This is a genomic window from Inhella sp. (genome assembly GCF_041912635.1).
Lineage (GTDB): Bacteria > Pseudomonadota > Gammaproteobacteria > Burkholderiales > Burkholderiaceae_C > Inhella.
This window is the reverse complement of sequence record NZ_JAYRMO010000035.1, coordinates 1-17,600: the sequence shown is the minus strand read 5'-3', so window position 1 is coordinate 17,600 and position 17,600 is coordinate 1. Positions and strand designations below refer to the sequence as shown.

Genomic DNA, 17,600 nt, shown 5'->3' with positions numbered 1-17,600 from the left:
GCCTGCCGGCGCCGCTGATTCGCCCCGCTTCGGTGCTGCAAGTCCGCAGGGCTGCCTTGAGTTGGGCCGCTGCGCCCCGGAGTCGTGCGCCAGAGCGTGAAAACTGCGCCGGCTGGTTGATGGTGTTGCCCCACAGCCCGCAGGCCTTGGCGGCCCCACCGCAGAATGGGTCGCTCCCCGCGGCCTCACCGCCGCGCTCTCCGCAGGCCCACCCCAAACGGACTCAATCCCATGAATGCTTCAACCGAATTGCCCGTTGCCTCGCAGCACGAGGTGGCGCGCCTGGCGGCGCTGGTGGCGGCACTGGAACGGGTGCAGGCCGTCGTGGAGTTCGACCTGGACGGTCGCGTGCTGCGCGCCAACCCGCTGTTTCTGGACTTGATGGGCTACACGGCCGATGAGATCCGGGGCCAGCACCACCGCATCTTCTGCCCGCCCGAGGTGGTGGCCAGCGAGGCCTATGCGGCGATGTGGCAGAGCCTGCGCACCGGCCAGGTGCGCGAGGACGTGTTCATGCGTCTGACCAAGAGCGGCCAGCCGGTGTGGCTGCAGGCCTCCTACAACCCCTTGCTGGATGCCGAAGGCCGCACCATCGGCGTCATCAAGCTGGCCACCGATGTGACCGAGCGCCTGCGCTTGCAGGCCGATTACCAGGGCAAGATCGCGGCCATCAACCGGGCGCAGGCGGTGATCGAGTTCGATCTCAGTGGCCGCATCCTGGATGTCAACGAGAACTTCCTGGCCAGCTTCGGCTACACCGCGCAAGAGCTGATCGGCCAGCACCACCGCATCTTTTGCCAGCCCGAGTTCGCCGGCTCCGGTGAGTACGCGAGCTTCTGGGAGCGCCTGGGCCGCGGCGAGTTCAATGCCGGGCGCTACCGCCGGCTGGCGAAGAACGGCCAGCATGTCTGGATCCAGGCCACCTACAACCCCATCCTGGACGCCGCCGGCAAGCCCTACAAGGTCGTCAAGTTCGCCACCGACATCACGCGCGACATGGCCCTGGCAGCCGAGACCAAGGGCAAGCTCGACGCGATCAGCCTGTCGCAGGCGGTCATCGAGTTCGACATGCAGGGCAATGTGCTCAGCGCCAACCCGAACTTCCTGCGCACCATGGGCTACACCCTGGTGGAGGTTCAGGGGCGGCACCACAGCCTGTTCTGCGAGCCCGATCTGGTGAAGAGCCAGGCCTACCGCGACTTCTGGGCCGACCTGGGCGAGGGCAAGTTCCAGAGTGCGCGCTACCGGCGCATCGGCAAGCATGGCGCCGAGGTCTGGATCCAGGCCACCTACAACCCCATCCTGGACGTCGACGGCCGGCCCTACAAGGTGGTCAAGTACGCGGTGGACGTGACGGCCCAGGTGTTGCGCGAGCGAGCGGTGGCACAGAAGGTGGTGGACATCACCGCCGTGCTGCAGGCCATGAGCGGCTCCATCAAGCGCCTGGCGCGCGGCGCCGAGCGCTCCTCTGAACTGGCCGAGCAGACCCAGCGCGAGGCGGGCGAGGGCAGCCAGCTGGTGCGCCGTTCGCGCGAAGCCAATCTGGCCATCGAGCGTTCCTCGGCGGACATCCACGAGATCGTCGACACGATCAGCGACATCTCCAGCCAGACCCATCTGCTGGCCTTCAACGCCGCCATCGAGGCGGCGCGTGCCGGCGAGCATGGTGTGGGCTTCTCGGTGGTGGCCGATGAGGTGCGCAAGCTGGCCGAGAAGTCCTCGCTGGCGGCCCGCGAAATTGCCAAGCTGATCCACCAGACCGTCGGCCGCGTGGCCGAGGGCAGCCGACTTTCCGAGGAAGTGGAAGCCGCGCTGGCGCGCATCCTCGGCGCGGTGGACAACACCACCCGCTCCATCAACGAGATTCGCACGGCCACCCTGGAGCAGGAAGGCGCGACGCAGGACGTGGCCAATCTGCTGCAGGCCCTGCAGGCCGGTGGGTCCAGCGCGTCGGCATGAACCCGCCCAGCGCGCCGGCGCTCCCCGCTGCCGCGGGCGCGCATGTCCATGTGCGGGTGGGCCGCTGTGATGTGGCCATTCCGGTCGGGCAGGTCCGTTTCGCCCTGCCTTTGCCCGCGCAGGGCCTGACGCCGCTGCCGCGGCGCAGCGGGGCCCTGCTGGGCCTGGTGGACGCCGAGGGCGCGGCCGTGCCCGTGGTGGCACTGGAGCGCTGGCTGCCCATGGAGGCCGGCGGTGACCCGGCGCAGCAACGCCTGCTGGTGCTGCAGCATCAGGATGCACGGGTCGCCGTGCGGGTGGACGCGGTGCTGGGCGTCAAGCAGGTGCCGCCCGGCGGCCTGCAGCGGGTGGCGCATGGGGACGACGAGCAGGAGCTGTTCCAGTCCGTGCTGCCCGCTGGCGCGCACGGCCCGGCGCTGTGCCTGCTGGAGGTGGCGCGGCTGATGCGGCTCACCCAAGCCTGGTGCGCGCACAGCGAGCGCGGCGCTGAAGCGGCGCCACCGCCCGAGCCCCCCGCGCCGGCAGCGCCCGCACAGCGCGCGCGTCGCCATGCGGTGTTCGAGATCGGCACCGAACGCTGGGCGGTGCCGATCGAGGCCCTGGGACAGGTGGTGCCGGTACCGGCGGCCGAGCTGGACCTGCGCCGCGGCGAACTCAGCTGGGCCATCGGCCAATGGCAAGGGCGCAAGCTGGCGCTGGTGGATCTGAGCACCGGCGGCCAGGCCAGCAGCCACCAGCAAGCGCCCTGGATGGTGCTGCTGCACCAGGGCCCGCTGGCGCTGGGCTTGACGGTGTCCGCCTGCATGGGCTTTGTCGATCTGGATGACGACGCGCTGGCTTGCACGCCCGGTGATGCGCTGCTGGCGGGCATCGCCGTGCGGCCGGAGTGGGGCCGCCTGCGCGTGCTGGAGCCGGCCAAGCTCTTCAGCCGGACGCCTGAGGCTGCGATCAGCCTGCGGTCGGCGGCAGCGCCTGCGGCGGGTGCACCCTCCGAGGCCACCGAGCCTGTGCCCTACTTGGTGTTCGAGGCCGACCAGGCCTACGCCACGCCGGTCGACGGCATCGTCGGCGTGATCGAGCTGCCCCCCGCGGCGCGCGATGCGCTGCGTGAGGCCTCCCGCACCGTGATGGACTGGCGCGGCCGTGCGGTTCACGTCGTCAAGCTGCCGCCCATTGCCGGGCCTGCCGGTACCCCCGCCGGCGCCATGGACGCGCAGCTGGCCGTAATGGTCCAGCCCGACGCGCAGGCGCCGCCCATCGGCATCGCCATCAAGTCCCTGCGCGACTGGCTGCCGGCTCACAGCGCCGAGCGCAGTGGCATGCGCATGGGCACCATGGGAGAGCTCTGCCTGATCCATGCCAAGGGCTCACCCGCCGCGGCCAATCTGGTGGTGGTGGATCTGGTCCAGATCGCCCATCTGCTGGGCTGAGCGCTTCAGGTCCCTGCCCGACCTTCACATCCTCCACGGAGCGTCCCCATGACCCCCGCCCCCATTCCCGCCAACGAGACCGAACGTCTGCGCGAACTGCACGAGCTGCTGCTGTTGGACACCCCGCCGGAGGAGCGCTTTGACCGCGTGGTGCGCTTTGCCGCCGAGCAGCTGGACATGCCGATCGCCCTCGTCAGCCTGGTGGACGAGCATCGCCAGTGGTTCAAGGCTCGCATCGGCTTGGCTGCGCCGGAGACCGGGCGCGACATCTCTTTCTGCGGCCACGCGATCATGAGGCCCGAGCTGTTCGTGGTGGAAGACGCCAAGCTCGACCCGCGCTTCGCCGACAACCCGCTGGTCACCGGCGCCCCCCATATCCGCTTCTATGCTGGCGCGCCGCTGCGCGGGCCGCATGGGCACGCCATTGGCACGCTCTGCGTCATCGACACCGTGCCACGGGCGCTCAGCCCCCTGGAGCGCTCCATTCTTGAAGCCCTGCGCGGGCTGGTGAACGAGGCCCTGAACGGCGAGGGGGACGAGGCATGAATCGCTCGTCGCTCCGCTACCTGCTGGTGGAACCGCAGTTTGTCTTGCGCCGCACCATCGTCACCGTGGCAAGGGACTACGCCGGTTTGCAGCTGGACGAATGCAGCAGCATCGATCGCGCCCGGCCGCAGCTGAGCACCACGGCCTTTGCCGGCCTGGTGCTGGACTTCCAGGACAGCACAGCGGCATTCGAGTTGCTGGGCGCCTTGAGGCGCGGGGACTTCGTCAGCCCGTCCGACATCCCGGTGATCGTGCTGGCCGCTGAGCTGCGCCCGGATGACGCCAACCGCCTCAAGGCCCTGGCGGTGCAGCATGTGCTGGGCAAGCCCTTCAAGATCGGACACCTGCTCAGCTGCCTTGGCGTCCACACCGGCGCCTGAGGCTTGCGCTTCGGGGGCGGGGCCGCGCGCGCCAACGGGTCACACTGCGGCTCACTCACTCCGCGTGCCCTGCCCCATGCCCTTGGCGACCTTGTTCCGACTGCTGGCCCTGGCTGCCTGTGCCTGCTACGGCGCGCCCTTGCGGGCGCAGGCTGCTGCCGCAGAGCCCGGCACCCGCATCGTCATCCCCCTGCACGGCCAACTGCTCGTGTTCCAGCAGCCCGCCGGCTTCGTGCTGCTGGGCGAGCAGCAGCAGGGCGGGCTCTACCTGCGCGAGGCCCTGCCCGAGGGTGAGGACCGCGGCAACTGGACGCAGATGCTGACCGTGCTGGTGCACCGCGGCAGCCCCGACGGCCTGGAGGCCTCGCCCGGCGCGCTGGTGCGCGGCCTGGCGGCCGCCTACCAGCAGGCCTGCCCGCGCAGCTTTGCCACCCGCACCCTGGCCGATGCCGCCCTGCCCGAGGGCCACCCCCTGCATGCCGCCGTGCTGGGCTGCGGCGCGCTGGGCGAGGGCGCGCAGCGCCGCGCCGAGCAGGTGCTGGTGGTCAGCATCAAGCGCGCCGAGCTGTACTTCACGCTGCAGTGGACCGAGCGCGCGGCCGCGCTGGAGCAGGCACCGGCGCTGGTCATGGAGCAATGGGCCGCGCGCTTCCAGCAGCTGGCGCCGCTGAAGGTCTGTGACCGCCTGCCGGGCGAGCGCGCGCCCTACGCCAGCTGCCGCTGATACAGATCCTCACAAAGAACGGCTTGACATGAAATGTCAGGCCGCTATCGTGTGCCGACATGTTATGTCTGGAGAACACGGTGAGCCTGGCAACCCCCTTGATGGATGTGCTGAAGGGCCTGGACGGGCTGCTGAGCGAGCAGCTCGGGTCCTTGAGCGTGCAGCTGCAGCCGATTCCCGGTGCGGTGACGGTGCTGCAGGTCAGCATTGAAGGGCGCGAGGAGCTGCCGATCTTCCTGACCGGCTCCGAGCACCAGATCCTCTGCATCTGCTACCTCTGGGACGAAGCCCAGGTGCGGCCCGAGCGCCGCACCGAGCTGCTGGAGACCCTGCTGGACCTGAATCCTTCCGTGCCGCTGTCGGACTTCGGCCGCGTCGGCGAGCGCTATGTGCTGATCGGCGCGCTGCGCCGCGAGGCCGCGGTGCAGGACGTGGCCAAGGAGCTGGCCGTGCTGAGCGACAACGCACTCGACGCGCTGGAGGCGCTGGCCGAGTTCCTGATCGAGGAGTGACCATGCCCAACGCCATCCGCCACATGCTGACCAGCCTGCGCACCAGCGTGCAGGAACTGGGTGAGACCCTGCTCGGCCCCGAGCTGGACGCCCAGCGCCTGCAGTCCGCCCGGGCCGATCTGCGCGACGCGCGCCAGCACCTGGAGACGCTGTTGACGCAGCAGCTGCGCCTGGGCCGCGAGCAGGAGCAGGGGGCGCAGGAAACTGCGCGCCTGGAAGACTTGGCCACCAAGGCCCTGGCCCAGGGGCGCGAGGACCTGGCCGAGGCGCTGGCCGACCGCATCCTGGCGCAGCAGGCCGACGCCCAGGCCCGCCTGCAGCAGCTGGAGCTGCTGGGCACCCAGGCGCAGCAGCTGCGCGCGCAGATCCAGGCCGCCGAGGCGCGCCTGCGCGAGTTCGAGCGCGAGCTGCAGATGGCCGAGACGCGCGCCGCGGTGGCGCGCACCACCCGCACGGTGGCCGATCAGCTCGCCGATGGCGCGGCGCTGCGCCGCCTGCGCGAGCGCCGCCAGGCCGAGGCCGACCGCAGCGCAGCGGCCGCCCAAATGGCGGACCAGATGGCCGGCGAAGACGCGCTGGAGCGCCAGCTGGTGGAGGCCGGGCTGATGCCCGACCCCGCCAGCGAGCCGCGCCGCCGCTTGCTCGAGCGCCTGCGCGCGCGCAGCCAGGATCTGCGCTGATGGCCATCCGCAAACCCGCCCGCTGGAAAAGCACGGACGAGGCCTTGAAAGCCGTGCAGGTCGCCTTTGACGTCGAGCTCAGCGTGATGGACGCGGTGCGCACCGCGGCCTTTTTGGCCGAGGTTTCGCCCTCGGACCAGATCCGCCGCCTGCTGCAGCTGCCCACGGCCGAGCGCCCCAAGCGTCCGCGCCTGACCGTCACCCTCGGAAGCGAGGACTACGCGCTGTTGGCCGCGCGCTATGGTCTGGACCCGGAGGACCGCCTCGCCATCAAGGAGCAGGTGACGGCCGAGCTGATCACCTTTGCCGAACAACACCCGGCGCTGCCGCGCAAGGCCGCGCTGCGCCAGAAGGGGAAGAGCTGATGGAATTCATCGACGCCGCGCTGAGCTACCCGACGGGCTTGCTGAGCGCCCTGCTGGCCGTGGTGCTGGTGTACTGGCTGCTGGCCCTGGTGGGCCTGGCGGACTTTGAAACCGATGGCCTGGAATGGCAGGCCGATGTGGACGCCGGCGAACTCAGCGGCGCCGCCGCGCTGCTGGTGGGCCTGGGCCTGGGTGGTGTGCCCTTCTCCATCGCCGCCAGCCTGGTGGTGCTGTTGGCCTGGACCTTCTGCTGCCTGGCCGCCATGTGGGTGCTGCCCACCGAGCCGGGGCTGCTGATGCAGATCGGCGCCGGCACCGGCGTGCTGCTGCTCTCGCTGGCCTGGGGCGTGCTGCTCACCTCGCGTTTGATCCGCCCGCTGCGCCCGCTCTTCAAGACCCACCAGGCCCAGCTGAATGCCGACCTGGTCGGCCAGGCCTGCACGGTGCTCACCGGCAGCGTGGACGAGAAGCTCGGCCAAGCCGAGATCAAACAGTCCGGCGCCAGCCTGAACGTGCGCGTGTGGGCGCCTAGCCCAAATGAATTCAAGCGTGGCTCCACCGCCCGCATTGCCGAATACGACGCGCAGCGTGCGCGTTACCGCATCGAACCCGTCTAAGAACAACCTGGAGAAGCCACATGGAGCCTCTGATCATTGCTGTCGTCATCCTCGCCGTCCTGCTGCTCGGCATGGTGGCGCTGTTCGCCAAGTTCTATCTGAAGATCGACCAGGGCTATGCGCTGATCGTCAACACCCTGCGCGCCGAGCCCGAGGTGACCTTCACCGGGCGCATGGTCTACCCCATCATTCACCGCGCCGAGCTGATGGACATCTCGCTCAAGACCATCGAGATCGACCGCAGCGGCAACGAGGGCCTGATCTGCAAGGACAACATCCGCGCCGACATCAAGGTCAAGTTCTTCGTGCGCGTCAACAAGACGGCCGACGATGTGCTCAAGGTCGCGCAGGCCATCGGCTGCACCCGCGCCAGCAGCCAGGAAACCCTGGAGGAGCTGTTCTCCGCCAAGTTCTCCGAGGCCCTGAAGACGGCCGGCAAGGCGCTCGACTTTGTGGACCTCTATCAGGCCCGCGACCGCTTCCGCGACGAGATCCTGCGCCAGATCGGTGACGACCTGAGCGGCTACGTGCTCGAAGACGCCGCCATCGACTACCTGGAGCAGACGCCGATCCAGAAGCTCGACAGCAACAACATCCTCGACGCCCAGGGCATCAAGAAGATCACCGAGCTGACCGCCGTCGAGCACGTGCGTACCAACGAGCTGCGCCGCAACGGCGAGATGCAGATCAAGAAGAAGGACGTCGAGACCCAGGAAACCATGCTGGAGCTGGAGCGCCAGGCCGCCGATGCGCAGGCCAAGCAGAGCCGCGAGATCGCCAGCGTGAAGGCGCGCGAGGAAGCCGAGACCCAGAAGATCCAGGCCGAGGAGCGCACCAAGGCCGAGCTGGCCCGCCTGCAGGCCGAGCAGCAGCTCGCCGTGCAGCAGGAGAACGTGCTGCGCGAGAAGGAAGTGGCCGAGAACAACCGCAAGCGCGCCGTCGCCATCGAAGAGGAAAAGGTCACCCGCGCCCGCGAGCTGGAGGTGGTGGACCGCGAGAAGGAAGTGACCCTGCAGCGCATCGACAAGGACCGCGCGGTGGAGGTGCAGAAGAAGGCCATTGCTGACGTGGTGCGCGAGCGCATCGTGGTGGAGCGCACCGTGGCCGAGCAGGAAGAGGCCATCAAGGAACTGCGCACCGTGGCCGAGGCCGAGCGCAACAAAAAGGCCACCGTGGTCATGGCCGAGGGCCAGGCCGAAGAGAAGCTGTTGCTGGAAGTGAAGGCCGCCGAGGCGCAGGAGCGCCGCGCCCGCCACAAGGCCGCCGAGGAACTCACCCTGGCCGATGCCAAGCTCAAGGTGGCCGAGCGCGAGGCCGAGGCCAAGAAGCGCGAAGCCGAGGGCCTGGAGGCCATCACCGCCGCGCCCGGCTTTGCCCAGGCCAAGGTGGCCAAGGTGGGTGCCGAGGCCAAGCTGGCGCAGATGGAAGCCGAGGCCGCCGGCAAGCAGAAGATCGGCATGGCCGAGGTGCAGGTGCGCACGGCCGAGGCCGATGCCACGCTCAAGGCCGGCCAGGCCGAAGCCCAGGTGGTGCAGGCCAAGCTGCTGGCCGAGGCCGAGGGCAAGGAAAAGCTCGGCCTGGCCGACGTGCATGTGCGCGCCGCCGAATCGGACGCGCTGATCAAGGTCGGCGAGGCCGAGGCCCGCAACATCGAGCTGCGCTTCCAGGCCGAGGCCAAGGGCCTGCGCGAGAAGTTCGACGCCATGAAGGCCATGAGCCCGGACACCCGCCAGCACGAAGAGTTCCGCATGGCGCTGGAGAAGCAGCACACCGAAACCATGAAGGGCATCGATGCCCAGACCTCCATCGCCCGCGAGCAGGCCGAGGTGCTGGGCGGCGCGCTCTCGAAGGCGAACATCGACATCGTCGGCGGCGAGGGCGACTACTTCGACCGCTTCGTCCGCGCCTTGTCGATCGGCAAGGGCATCGACGGCGTGATCCAGAACAGCCGCACCCTGCAGGTGGGCCTGAAGGACCACCTGACCGGCGAGCGCGATCTGGTGGGCGATCTGAAGGGCCTGGTGGGCGCGCTGGGCGGCTCCGCCGGCGAACTACAGAACCTCACCGTGGCCAACCTGCTGGCCAAGGTGGCGAAGGACGGCAGCGATGCACAAAAGGCCGCGCTGGCGACTCTGATCAATGGTCTGAAGCAATAAGCGATGTCGGCATCTCCCCCCGTGGACGCCGCCGACAGCGCCAGCTTCGAGCTGCTCAAAAAACGCCTCGCCACCCAGGGCGAGGCGCTGGCCGCGCAGACCCGCGCGCTCAACGAAGCGCGCCTGCAGGCCTTCGGCCGCAGCGACCTGGCCCTGCTGCTGCGCACCCGCGCCCGCACCGAGAACAACTGCCATGCGCGCGACATCGTGCGCATTGGCGAGCAGCTGCTGTTCGGCTTCAACGTCTTCATCGGCCTGCGCAAGGAAACGGCCGTGTCGGACGTGTTCGCGCTCTACCGCCTCGGTGTCGGCGATGAGCTCGAAGCCCTGCCGCTGGCCGGCAGCTTCCTGGACGAAGCCCGCTTCACGCAGGACTTCCGCGAGCTCTACGCGTACTACAAGAACGCCACGCTGATCCAGCTGCGCGTCACCGCGGACAAGCTGCTCGCCGCCTTCCAGATCGGCCAGCAGCTGCACGACCTGCGCGTGTTCCGCTGGCAGATCGAGCGCGATGGTTCGCTGAAGTACATCGACAACCGCGGCGAGCGCGACATCGCCCTGCCGCCCACGCACGACTTCGAGTGGACGCTGACCGCGCGCGAGCACCAGGTGGCCGGCCGCCACCCGCACGTCAACATCCTCGACACCGTGTTCGTCGAAACCACCGGCGGCGACCTGACCGTCAAGGTGGAGAACAACACCGAGAGCGGCCTGGGCATCTACAGCGAGCCGGTGGAGGACAGGAACCAGAGCCTGGCGGATGCCGAGATCGCCTACGCGCGGCTCGGCGCGTTGATCCTCTTGAAAATCAGGCCCTACCGCGAGACGGTGACGCGCTACCTGGTCTTCAACACCCGCACCCGCGCGGTCGAGCGCATCGACGCCATCGGCTCTTCCTGCGTGCAGCTGCCCGAGGACCACGGCATCCTCTTCCCCGGCGGCTGCTACCTGCAGAGCGGCGAAACCAAGCGCTTCGACCTGCCCGCCGAGGTGCTGGACGGACTGCGCTTCAAGCGCATGCTGCGCTCGCCCAATGGCGAGGACGTGCTGTTCGTCTTCTACGAACCCGCCAGCGGCCACTACGCGCTCTTCACCTACAACCTCATCAACAAGACCCTGGCCACCCCCCTGCTGGCCAACGGTTACGCGCGCTACCCCGATGGCCGCGTGCTGGTCTTCCTGGCCGAAGGCACCGAGCCCACGCGCGTGCACCCCATGCAGCTGTGGCAGACGCCCTTCTTCAGCGAAGAGCATGCGCTGGCGCAACCGAAGGCCGAGGGCTTCTTCGGCCGCATCGGCAACGCCGAGCTGGTGCGCGGCATTGCCGAGCTCAGCGGCATCGCCCGCGCGCTGGCCGATCAGCCGCCCACCCGCACCGCCTACGAAGACCTGCTGCGCCAATGCGGCCGTGTGGTCGACGCCTATTTCTGGCTGGATGAAGCGGAAGCCGGCGGCCTGCTGCAGGCGCTGAGGAACATCCAGGACGGCGCCCGCGCCACCCTCACCGAGTTCGAGAAGGTCGAGGCGATCCGCCAGGACACGGCCAAGGCCTTTGCGCAGGCCGAAGGCCTGCAGCGCGAGCTGCTGACGGACATCGCCAGCACGCTGTGGAAGCAGCCGGACGACTTCATCAATGCGCTGACCCGCCTGCGCGAACGCCGCGGCCAGCTGCAGCTCTTGAAGGAGCTGCGCTACGCCGATCTGCCCCGCATCGCCGCCTTCGATGAGGCCCTCGCCACCGAGCAGCAGCGCGTCGGCGAAAAGGCCCTCGCCTTCCTGGCCGGCGACAAGGCCTTTGACAGCCAGCGCGCCGCCTTGACCAAGCTGGCCGCCGATCTACCACAGGCCCACACGACCACGCAGATCGCCACCCTGCTGGCCACGCTGGACGAGCAGGCCGCCGGCCTGGACCTGCTGACCGAGCAGCTGGGCAGCCTGCCCGGTGGCGACGCGGTCACGCGCACGCAGATCCTCGACCGCATCTCGGCGCTCTACGCCGACATCAACAAGCTGCGCGCCGAAGCGCGCCAGCGCCGCAAGAGCATGGGCGCGGCCGAGGCCCAGGCCGAGTTCGGCGCCCAGTTCAAGCTCTTCGGCCAGGCGCTGGACAACGCCGTCGCCTTTGCCGACACCCCCGAGGCCTGCGACGAAGCCCTGACCCGCCTGCTGGCCCAGCTGGAAGAGCTGGAAGGCCGCTTTGCCGAGCACGACGAGTTCCTGCTCGACATCACCAACAAGCGCGAGGCCGTGGTCGAGGCCTTTGCCGCGCGCCGCCAAACCCTGGTGGACGCGCGCCAGCGCCGCGCCCAGGCCATCACCGACGCGGCAGGACGCATCCTCGACGGCCTGCCGCGCCGCCTGGGCAATCTGGCCGATCTAGCGGCGGTGCACAGCCTGTTCGCCGCCGACCCCCTGGTGGGCAAGCTGCGCAGCCTGATCAAGGACCTGCGCGAGCTCGGCGCCGCCGTGGCCGCGGACGAGCTGGACACCCGCCTCAAGACCGCCCGCGACAACGCCCTGCGCGTGGTGCGCGACCAGAAGGACCTTGCCAGCGACGGCGGCAACGCGCTCAAGCTCGGCCGTCACGCCTTCAGCGTCAACCACCAGGCGCTGGAACTGACGCTCGTTCCGCGTGGTGAAGTCCTGTGCTTCCACCTCACCGGCACCGATTACTACGCCCCCGTGCAGGACGCCCGCCTGGCCGAGCTGGCGCCCTACTGGCAGCAGGCCCTGGTGAGCGAAACGCCTGAGTTGAGCCGTGCCGAATACCTGGCCGGCAGCCTGCTGCAGGCGGCGCTGGCGGGTGAGGAAGGGATCAGCCAACCCGAGCTGCTGGGCCATGCACTGGCCGGGCCGGATGGCCACCCCGCGCTGCTGGAAGCCGTGCGCCGCTTTGCTGCGCCGCGCTACCAGGAGGGCTACCAAAAGGGCGTGCACGACGAAGACGCCGCCAAGCTGCTCGCCCCCCTGCTGGTGATGCAGGACAGCGCCGGCCTGCTCGCCTTCGAACCCGCCGCCCGCGCCCTGGCCATGCGCTTCTGGGCCTGGGCGCTGGACGCCGACGCGCAGGCCACGCTGCAGCGCCGCGCCCGCGCGGCGGCGCAGATGCGCGCCCTCTTCAAGGCCACGGCCCCGCAGGCGGAACTGGAAGCCAAGTTGGCGCAGCAACTCGCCACCTTCGCCCCCGAGCAAGCGCCCGACAGCCCCCGCGCCGCCGCCTACCTCGCGCGCCAGCTCGCGGCCGACCACCCCGGCTGGCCGCTCGCCAACGCCGCCGGCGATCTGGCCGACCAGCTCTGGCGCACGCTGGAGCGCAGCGGCCAGGCCGGCGCTTTGCGCCACGACCTGGACGCCGCCCCGCCGGCCGAGCGCTGGCAGCTGGCCCGCGCCTGGCTGCAGGCCTTTGCCCAGGCCGAGCACCCGAACCAGCTGCAATGGCTGGACGACGCCGCCAGCAGCCTGGCCCTCAAGCTGCCGCGCGAACGCCTGGGCGTGGAGCTGGAGCACGAAGTCAGCGGCCTGCTGAGCGAACACCCGCGCTTTCAGCAGGGCCAGCTGCGCCTGAACCTGAACGACTTCTGGCGCCGCTTTGCCCAGCACCAAACCGTGGTGCTGCCCGCCTTCCAAGCCCTGCAAGCGCGCCGGCTTGAACTGGTGCAGCAGGAAAAGCAGCGCCTGCGCCTGGAGCAGTTCCAGGCCAAGCCGCTCTCCAGCTTCGTGCGCAACCGCCTGATCGACGAGGTCTACCTGCCCCTGGTGGGCGACAACCTCGCCAAGCAGCTCGGCACCGCGGGCGAAGGCGCCCGCACCGACCGCATGGGCCTGCTGCTGCTCATCTCCCCGCCCGGCTACGGCAAGACCACTCTGATGGAGTACCTGGCCGAACGCCTCGGCCTGATCTTCGTGCGCATCAACTGCCCGGCCCTGGGCCACGACATCACGTCCGTCGACCCCAGCGCCGCCACGCACAGCGCCGCGCGCCAGGAGCTGGAGAAGCTCAACCTGGGTCTTGCGATGGGCAACAACGTGATGCTGTACCTGGACGACATCCAGCACACCAACCCCGAGTTCCTGCAGAAGTTCATCGCCCTGGCCGACGGCACGCGCCGTATGGAGGGCGTGTGGCAAGGCCAGCCGCGTTCATACGATCTGCGCGGCAAACGCTTCGCCATCGTCATGGCCGGCAACCCGTACACCGAAAGCGGCGAGGTCTTCAAGATCCCCGACATGCTGGCCAACCGGGCGGACATCTACAACCTGGGCGATGTGCTCAGCGGCCGCGAACAGCTGTTCGCGCTCAGCTACATCGAGAACGCGCTGACCGCCAACCCGGCGCTGCAGCCCCTCTCCAGCCGCGACCCCGCCGACCTGCACCGCCTGGTGCGCCTGGCCCAAGGCCAGGACGTGCCCGCCACCGACTTCGCCCACCCCTACAGCGCGGCCGAACTGGATGAACTGCGCGAGCTGTTGCTGCGCCTCTTCAAGGCGCGCGACCTGCTTCTCAAGGTCAACCTCGCCTATATCGAAAGCGCCGCGCAGGCGGACAGCTACCGCACCGAGCCGCCCTTCAAGCTGCAGGGCAGCTACCGCAACATGGGCAAGCTGGCGGCCAAGATCACCGCGCTGATGCGCGACGACGAGCTGGACGCTCTGCTACGCGACCACTACCGCGGCGAGGCGCAGACGCTGACCAGCGGCGCCGAGGAAAACCTGCTCAAGCTCGCACACCTGCTCGGCTCGCCCACGCCCGAAGAGAGCGCGCGCTGGCGCGCGATCTGCGACGGCTTTGTGCGCGGCAAGAAGCTCGGCGGCGAGGGCAGCGATGGGCACACGCGCATCGCGGCGTCGCTGCTCGACGTGGCCGGTGCCGTCAAGGACCTGCAGCTGAACCCGCCGGCCACCGAGGGACTGAAGATGGCCGAGGCCTTGCTGCAGCTATCGATCACGTACCGCAAGATCCTGATGCCCTTGATCTCGGCCACCGAGAAGCGGCTGGAAGTGGACCAGGCGCTGCATGAGCAGGTGGAGCGGCTGGCGGGGGATCTGGCGAAGGATGAGGCGGTGGAGTCGGAGTGGGTGAAGGGGCAGAAGGCGCAACCTGAGTCTTGAGCCCTGCGCCAAACAAAGCCGATCGCCCCCACCCACACGTCCTGTTTTCCCTTTGATTCAAACCCTGCGCGATCGCCGGGCACACAAGGCACGAGCGCACTTTTCACAGAAGGTACCTGTCATGCTGATGACCACCACCCCCTCCGTCGAAGGCAAAAAGATCACCCGCTACTGCGGCGTCATCACGGGCGAGGCCATCTTGGGCGCGAACCTGTTCAAAGACCTGTTCGCAGGCATTCGGGACGTGGTGGGCGGTCGCTCGGCCACCTACGAAAAGGAGCTGCAGCGCGCGCGGGAGATCGCGCTGGCCGAGCTCAGCGAACGCGCCCGCTTGGCCGGCGCCAACGCCGTGGTGGGCATTGACCTGGACTATGAAGTGCTGGGCCAGGGCAACGGCATGCTGATGGTGTCGGCCAGCGGCACGGCGGTTGTGGTGGAGTAGCCGAGGCTTCGGGGTCGGTGGCTTCGGCGTCAGGCCCCTGATCTGAACTCCTACAAACTAAGAGCCTGAGGCCGGCACCTCTGGAGAAGCTGGGGTCTGATCCGATGGAAGAAGCCGGCCGCTGCGCTACAAAGCTTGGCGCCATGTCTTCATCGAAGGGGCAGGCACACAGGGGGAGCTTGAAAGTGCCGGTTTCAGTCACGGGTCGAACCATTGCCGAGAAGGCCCAGCAGCGGCGTCGACATGCCCCGTTGCCCAGCTCGGCTCAGCGGGCGGAACTGCGGCGCCGGCTTGCGGCTCATGAGGCAGAGCCCTTGCAAGTTGTGCCCTGGGAGACGGTACGCGTCGCACTGGGGCTCGCTGCGGCTGAGCCGGCTTCGCGATGAGCCAAGCGCTGCAGCCCCTGATCCAGAGCCGCATCCTGACCCTGCGCGGTCAGCGGGTCCTGCTCGACGCTGACCTCGCCCAGCTCTACGGCGTCGAAACCCGGGCCCTGGTGCAAGCCGTCAAGAGAAACGTCGCGCGCTTTCCCGAGGACTTCATGTTCACCCTCAGCGCGGAGGAGTTTGCCGACTTGAGATCACAAACTGTGATCTCAAGTGCCGCCCTTCCCGCTGTGGAGCATGGCGGCCGGCGCACCCCGCCGCTCGCCTTCACGGAGCAAGGCGTCGCCATGTTGTCCTCGGTGCTGAACAGCCCGCGCGCCATCGCGGTGAACATCGAGATCATGCGTACCTTCGTGCGTGTACGTGCCTTGGCGGCCACCCATGCCGACCTGGCCCTGCGCCTGAGCGAGCTGGAGGACAAGACGGCCTCGCTGGAGCTGGACCACGAACTGCTGGGGCGCAATACCCGGGCTCAGTTGAAGCAGGTGTTTGATACCTTGCGGCAGTTGATGACGCCCGTGGAGCCGCCAGCGCCGCCGAAGCGGCCGATCGGGTTTGTGCAGCCCGACGAGCCGAATCGGGGCAAGGCCAAGGGGCGGCTATGAGCGGGCGGCCAGGCCATGTGGCGGAACCCTTCGGATTAAGGGCCCATAGCTCCTGACCCCAGCGCCCCTCTTTTGTCGCAACTTGTTGCAGTACGCTTCGATTCCATTCAAAACAGGGAGCCCCAATGCAGGACTTGGCAAAGACTGTCGACGCTGCGGCCATTCAAGAGCTGCAAACCTTCGTGAATCAGACCGAGCGGTCAGACGCGCAGATTCTTCGCAAGATTGAAGCACTGCCGGTTTCGGCCGATGCCAAGGCACTGCTTTCTGACATGCTCCGGCTGGCAACTCGCGTCGGGCAAACCATGCTTCGCATTGGGCGCAAGATCCTGGACTTCGCGCTATCGTTGCTCCAGCAATTTCCCCACTTGGGCTTTGCCACATTGATTGCGCTCGTCCTGGGCGTGCTCCTCGGGTTCGTGCCCGTTCTGGGAACGCTATTGGGCGCGGCGATCACGCCCCTGCTTCTCGCGCTTGGCGTGGCTGTTGGCGCGCAAGCCGAACTTGAGCAGGGCGACTTGGCGGAACGCGTTCGTGCATTTGCTGGCCAGTTCCGCGGATTGGCGGCATGAGCAGCACGGATTCGCTCCTGCAGAGTGGCCTGCTGGACGGTGTCGAGCAAGTTGTCGCTGAGCCGCTCCGCTTCAAGGCGAAGCTGGCAATTGGCGAAGCCGCATACACGTCCCTTCGGACTGTCAACCTTGCTCGGGAAGCCTGGGACGTCTTGGGCTCTGCCGCGACCGGCGCGGCAGTGGCGAAGTCCGGGTTGGTTGCTTCCGCGTTCTTTGCCCCCAGCGGACTGCTTGGTGCCCTTGGTATTGGTGCCGCCGCCACACCCATCGGCTGGGTGGCCTTTGCTGCGCTGGCGTCGGGCGGGGCTTGCTATGGCCTGTATAGGGTGTTGGGCAACTCCAAGGGATCACGGGTCATCGAGATTCCCAGGTTCCTCAACACGCCGCTCGACACGCTCGGCCTGGCGATCTTCGATTTGATGACCCCCCTTGCACTCCGGCTTGCTGCCGTCGATGGTCAGGTCGATGCAGAAGAGTGGCGGTGCATCGGTGACCACCTGGTCGAAGAGTGGGGTCTGGATCCAGTCTTCGTGGCCAAGGGAATTGCGGCCATTGCACCCCGAGCGCTCTCGGCGTCGGTGGAGGAACTGGCCACCGAACTGGGCTCGTTTTTGTCGGCAAACCCAGACTGCAACCATCGCACGATTGCCCAAGAGTTCGGTGTATTCCTTGAGCAGATGCTTGAGTCCGCTGGGCCTTTGGAGCCGGCAGAAAGGCAAGCCCTGGACCTTGCTCTTAAGGCGATGCAGCGTGGTCCTGAAGGTCGTATGAGCCAATCAGTTCAAGCCACGAAAGAGCTGGCCGGTGGTGTCGGTCGAACTTCTGCCGCAGCCTTTCAGAAGGCGAGCGGATGGGCGGCCAATCGCCTAGGAAGCCTCAAGACACGGATTAAGGGCTGATTTGTATCTGGACATGCATCGGCAGGTGGAGCGGCTGGCGGTGATTTGGCGAAGGAAGAGGTGGGGCAGTCGCTGCGGGTGCGAAGCTAATTAGTCGACCCTGAAAAACCCATCTCCGGCCTCGTTCTCATAGGAGCGCAGATGCCGTGAGCGGGCCAATGCCGATGGCGCGGGTTGCAAGAAATCAATCCAATGGACTTTGATTTCTTGCAAATTCG

16 protein-coding genes are annotated in these 17,600 nt (G+C 68.2%); all 16 read left to right on the top strand.

All coding sequences use genetic code 11. The features are described 5' to 3' along the window. The first annotated feature begins 231 nt into the window (after positions 1 to 231). The 16 genes from ACE3QP_RS17935 to ACE3QP_RS17860 all read left to right on the top strand — a co-directional run bounded on the left by ACE3QP_RS17935 (position 232) and on the right by ACE3QP_RS17860 (position 17,382). A complete protein-coding gene (locus tag ACE3QP_RS17935; RefSeq protein WP_374437877.1) occupies positions 232 to 1,959 on the top strand; it encodes a PAS domain S-box protein in 1,728 nt (575 codons plus the stop codon). Then, on the top strand, positions 1,956 to 3,389 hold the full coding sequence (locus ACE3QP_RS17930) for a chemotaxis protein CheW (protein WP_374437875.1): 1,434 nt from the start codon (positions 1,956 to 1,958) through the stop codon (positions 3,387 to 3,389). The genes ACE3QP_RS17935 and ACE3QP_RS17930 overlap by 4 nt, the downstream gene beginning before the upstream one ends. A gap of 48 nt (positions 3,390 to 3,437) precedes the next feature. Next, complete coding sequence (locus tag ACE3QP_RS17925; RefSeq protein ID WP_374437873.1) at positions 3,438 to 3,935, top strand: GAF domain-containing protein; 498 nt, start codon at positions 3,438 to 3,440, stop codon at positions 3,933 to 3,935. Beyond that, positions 3,932 to 4,315 (top strand): response regulator, encoded by a 384-nt coding sequence (locus ACE3QP_RS17920; protein WP_374437871.1) that lies wholly within the window; start codon positions 3,932 to 3,934, stop codon positions 4,313 to 4,315. The genes ACE3QP_RS17925 and ACE3QP_RS17920 overlap by 4 nt, the downstream gene beginning before the upstream one ends. A gap of 76 nt (positions 4,316 to 4,391) precedes the next feature. Beyond that, positions 4,392 to 5,039, top strand: a complete 648-nt coding sequence (locus tag ACE3QP_RS17915; protein WP_374437869.1) for a hypothetical protein — start codon at positions 4,392 to 4,394, stop codon at positions 5,037 to 5,039. Between the two features lie 80 nt (positions 5,040 to 5,119). After that, a complete protein-coding gene (locus tag ACE3QP_RS17910; protein WP_374437867.1) occupies positions 5,120 to 5,551 on the top strand; it encodes a DUF2170 family protein in 432 nt (143 codons plus the stop codon). 2 nt (positions 5,552 to 5,553) lie between these two features. Then, positions 5,554 to 6,231 (top strand): PspA/IM30 family protein, encoded by a 678-nt coding sequence (locus ACE3QP_RS17905; RefSeq protein WP_374437865.1) that lies wholly within the window; start codon positions 5,554 to 5,556, stop codon positions 6,229 to 6,231. Then, positions 6,231 to 6,596, top strand: coding sequence for a hypothetical protein (locus ACE3QP_RS17900; protein ID WP_374437863.1), 366 nt, complete (start codon positions 6,231 to 6,233; stop codon positions 6,594 to 6,596). Before ACE3QP_RS17905 ends, ACE3QP_RS17900 begins: the two co-directional genes overlap by 1 nt. Then, entirely contained in the window at positions 6,596 to 7,213 is a 618-nt protein-coding gene (locus ACE3QP_RS17895; RefSeq protein WP_374437861.1) for a ubiquinone biosynthesis protein, read from the top strand. The genes ACE3QP_RS17900 and ACE3QP_RS17895 overlap by 1 nt, the downstream gene beginning before the upstream one ends. A 20-nt stretch (positions 7,214 to 7,233) precedes the next feature. Continuing rightward, the gene (locus ACE3QP_RS17890; protein ID WP_374437860.1) at positions 7,234 to 9,369 is read left to right on the top strand and encodes a hypothetical protein; all 2,136 of its coding nucleotides are present in this window, start codon (positions 7,234 to 7,236) and stop codon (positions 9,367 to 9,369) included. Positions 9,370 to 9,372: 3 nt separating this feature from the next. Next, positions 9,373 to 14,478: a DNA repair ATPase gene (locus ACE3QP_RS17885; RefSeq protein ID WP_374437858.1), complete on the top strand. Its 5,106-nt coding sequence runs from the start codon at positions 9,373 to 9,375 to the stop codon at positions 14,476 to 14,478. Between the two features lie 121 nt (positions 14,479 to 14,599). Continuing rightward, positions 14,600 to 14,920: a heavy metal-binding domain-containing protein gene (locus ACE3QP_RS17880; RefSeq protein WP_374437856.1), complete on the top strand. Its 321-nt coding sequence runs from the start codon at positions 14,600 to 14,602 to the stop codon at positions 14,918 to 14,920. 104 nt (positions 14,921 to 15,024) lie between these two features. Further along, positions 15,025 to 15,306, top strand: coding sequence for an addiction module protein (locus ACE3QP_RS17875; RefSeq protein WP_374437855.1), 282 nt, complete (start codon positions 15,025 to 15,027; stop codon positions 15,304 to 15,306). Next, positions 15,303 to 15,911: an ORF6N domain-containing protein gene (locus ACE3QP_RS17870; RefSeq protein ID WP_374437854.1), complete on the top strand. Its 609-nt coding sequence runs from the start codon at positions 15,303 to 15,305 to the stop codon at positions 15,909 to 15,911. Before ACE3QP_RS17875 ends, ACE3QP_RS17870 begins: the two co-directional genes overlap by 4 nt. A gap of 125 nt (positions 15,912 to 16,036) precedes the next feature. Further along, complete coding sequence (locus ACE3QP_RS17865) at positions 16,037 to 16,483, top strand: hypothetical protein (protein WP_374437852.1); 447 nt, start codon at positions 16,037 to 16,039, stop codon at positions 16,481 to 16,483. Beyond that, on the top strand, positions 16,480 to 17,382 hold the full coding sequence (locus ACE3QP_RS17860) for a hypothetical protein (protein ID WP_374437850.1): 903 nt from the start codon (positions 16,480 to 16,482) through the stop codon (positions 17,380 to 17,382). The genes ACE3QP_RS17865 and ACE3QP_RS17860 overlap by 4 nt, the downstream gene beginning before the upstream one ends. The last annotated feature ends 218 nt before the right edge of the window (positions 17,383 to 17,600 follow it).

Coding starts and splice junctions, on each gene's coding strand:
- ACE3QP_RS17875 (WP_374437855.1), top strand. CDS start 15,025: ATGGAAGAAGCCGGCCGCTGCGCTACAAAGCTTGGCGCCATGTCTTCA.
- ACE3QP_RS17930 (WP_374437875.1), top strand. CDS start 1,956: ATGAACCCGCCCAGCGCGCCGGCGCTCCCCGCTGCCGCGGGCGCGCAT.
- ACE3QP_RS17860 (WP_374437850.1), top strand. CDS start 16,480: ATGAGCAGCACGGATTCGCTCCTGCAGAGTGGCCTGCTGGACGGTGTC.
- ACE3QP_RS17920 (WP_374437871.1), top strand. CDS start 3,932: ATGAATCGCTCGTCGCTCCGCTACCTGCTGGTGGAACCGCAGTTTGTC.
- ACE3QP_RS17870 (WP_374437854.1), top strand. CDS start 15,303: ATGAGCCAAGCGCTGCAGCCCCTGATCCAGAGCCGCATCCTGACCCTG.
- ACE3QP_RS17865 (WP_374437852.1), top strand. CDS start 16,037: ATGCAGGACTTGGCAAAGACTGTCGACGCTGCGGCCATTCAAGAGCTG.
- ACE3QP_RS17905 (WP_374437865.1), top strand. CDS start 5,554: ATGCCCAACGCCATCCGCCACATGCTGACCAGCCTGCGCACCAGCGTG.
- ACE3QP_RS17935 (WP_374437877.1), top strand. CDS start 232: ATGAATGCTTCAACCGAATTGCCCGTTGCCTCGCAGCACGAGGTGGCG.
- ACE3QP_RS17900 (WP_374437863.1), top strand. CDS start 6,231: ATGGCCATCCGCAAACCCGCCCGCTGGAAAAGCACGGACGAGGCCTTG.
- ACE3QP_RS17925 (WP_374437873.1), top strand. CDS start 3,438: ATGACCCCCGCCCCCATTCCCGCCAACGAGACCGAACGTCTGCGCGAA.
- ACE3QP_RS17890 (WP_374437860.1), top strand. CDS start 7,234: ATGGAGCCTCTGATCATTGCTGTCGTCATCCTCGCCGTCCTGCTGCTC.
- ACE3QP_RS17915 (WP_374437869.1), top strand. CDS start 4,392: ATGCCCTTGGCGACCTTGTTCCGACTGCTGGCCCTGGCTGCCTGTGCC.
- ACE3QP_RS17880 (WP_374437856.1), top strand. CDS start 14,600: ATGCTGATGACCACCACCCCCTCCGTCGAAGGCAAAAAGATCACCCGC.
- ACE3QP_RS17885 (WP_374437858.1), top strand. CDS start 9,373: ATGTCGGCATCTCCCCCCGTGGACGCCGCCGACAGCGCCAGCTTCGAG.
- ACE3QP_RS17895 (WP_374437861.1), top strand. CDS start 6,596: ATGGAATTCATCGACGCCGCGCTGAGCTACCCGACGGGCTTGCTGAGC.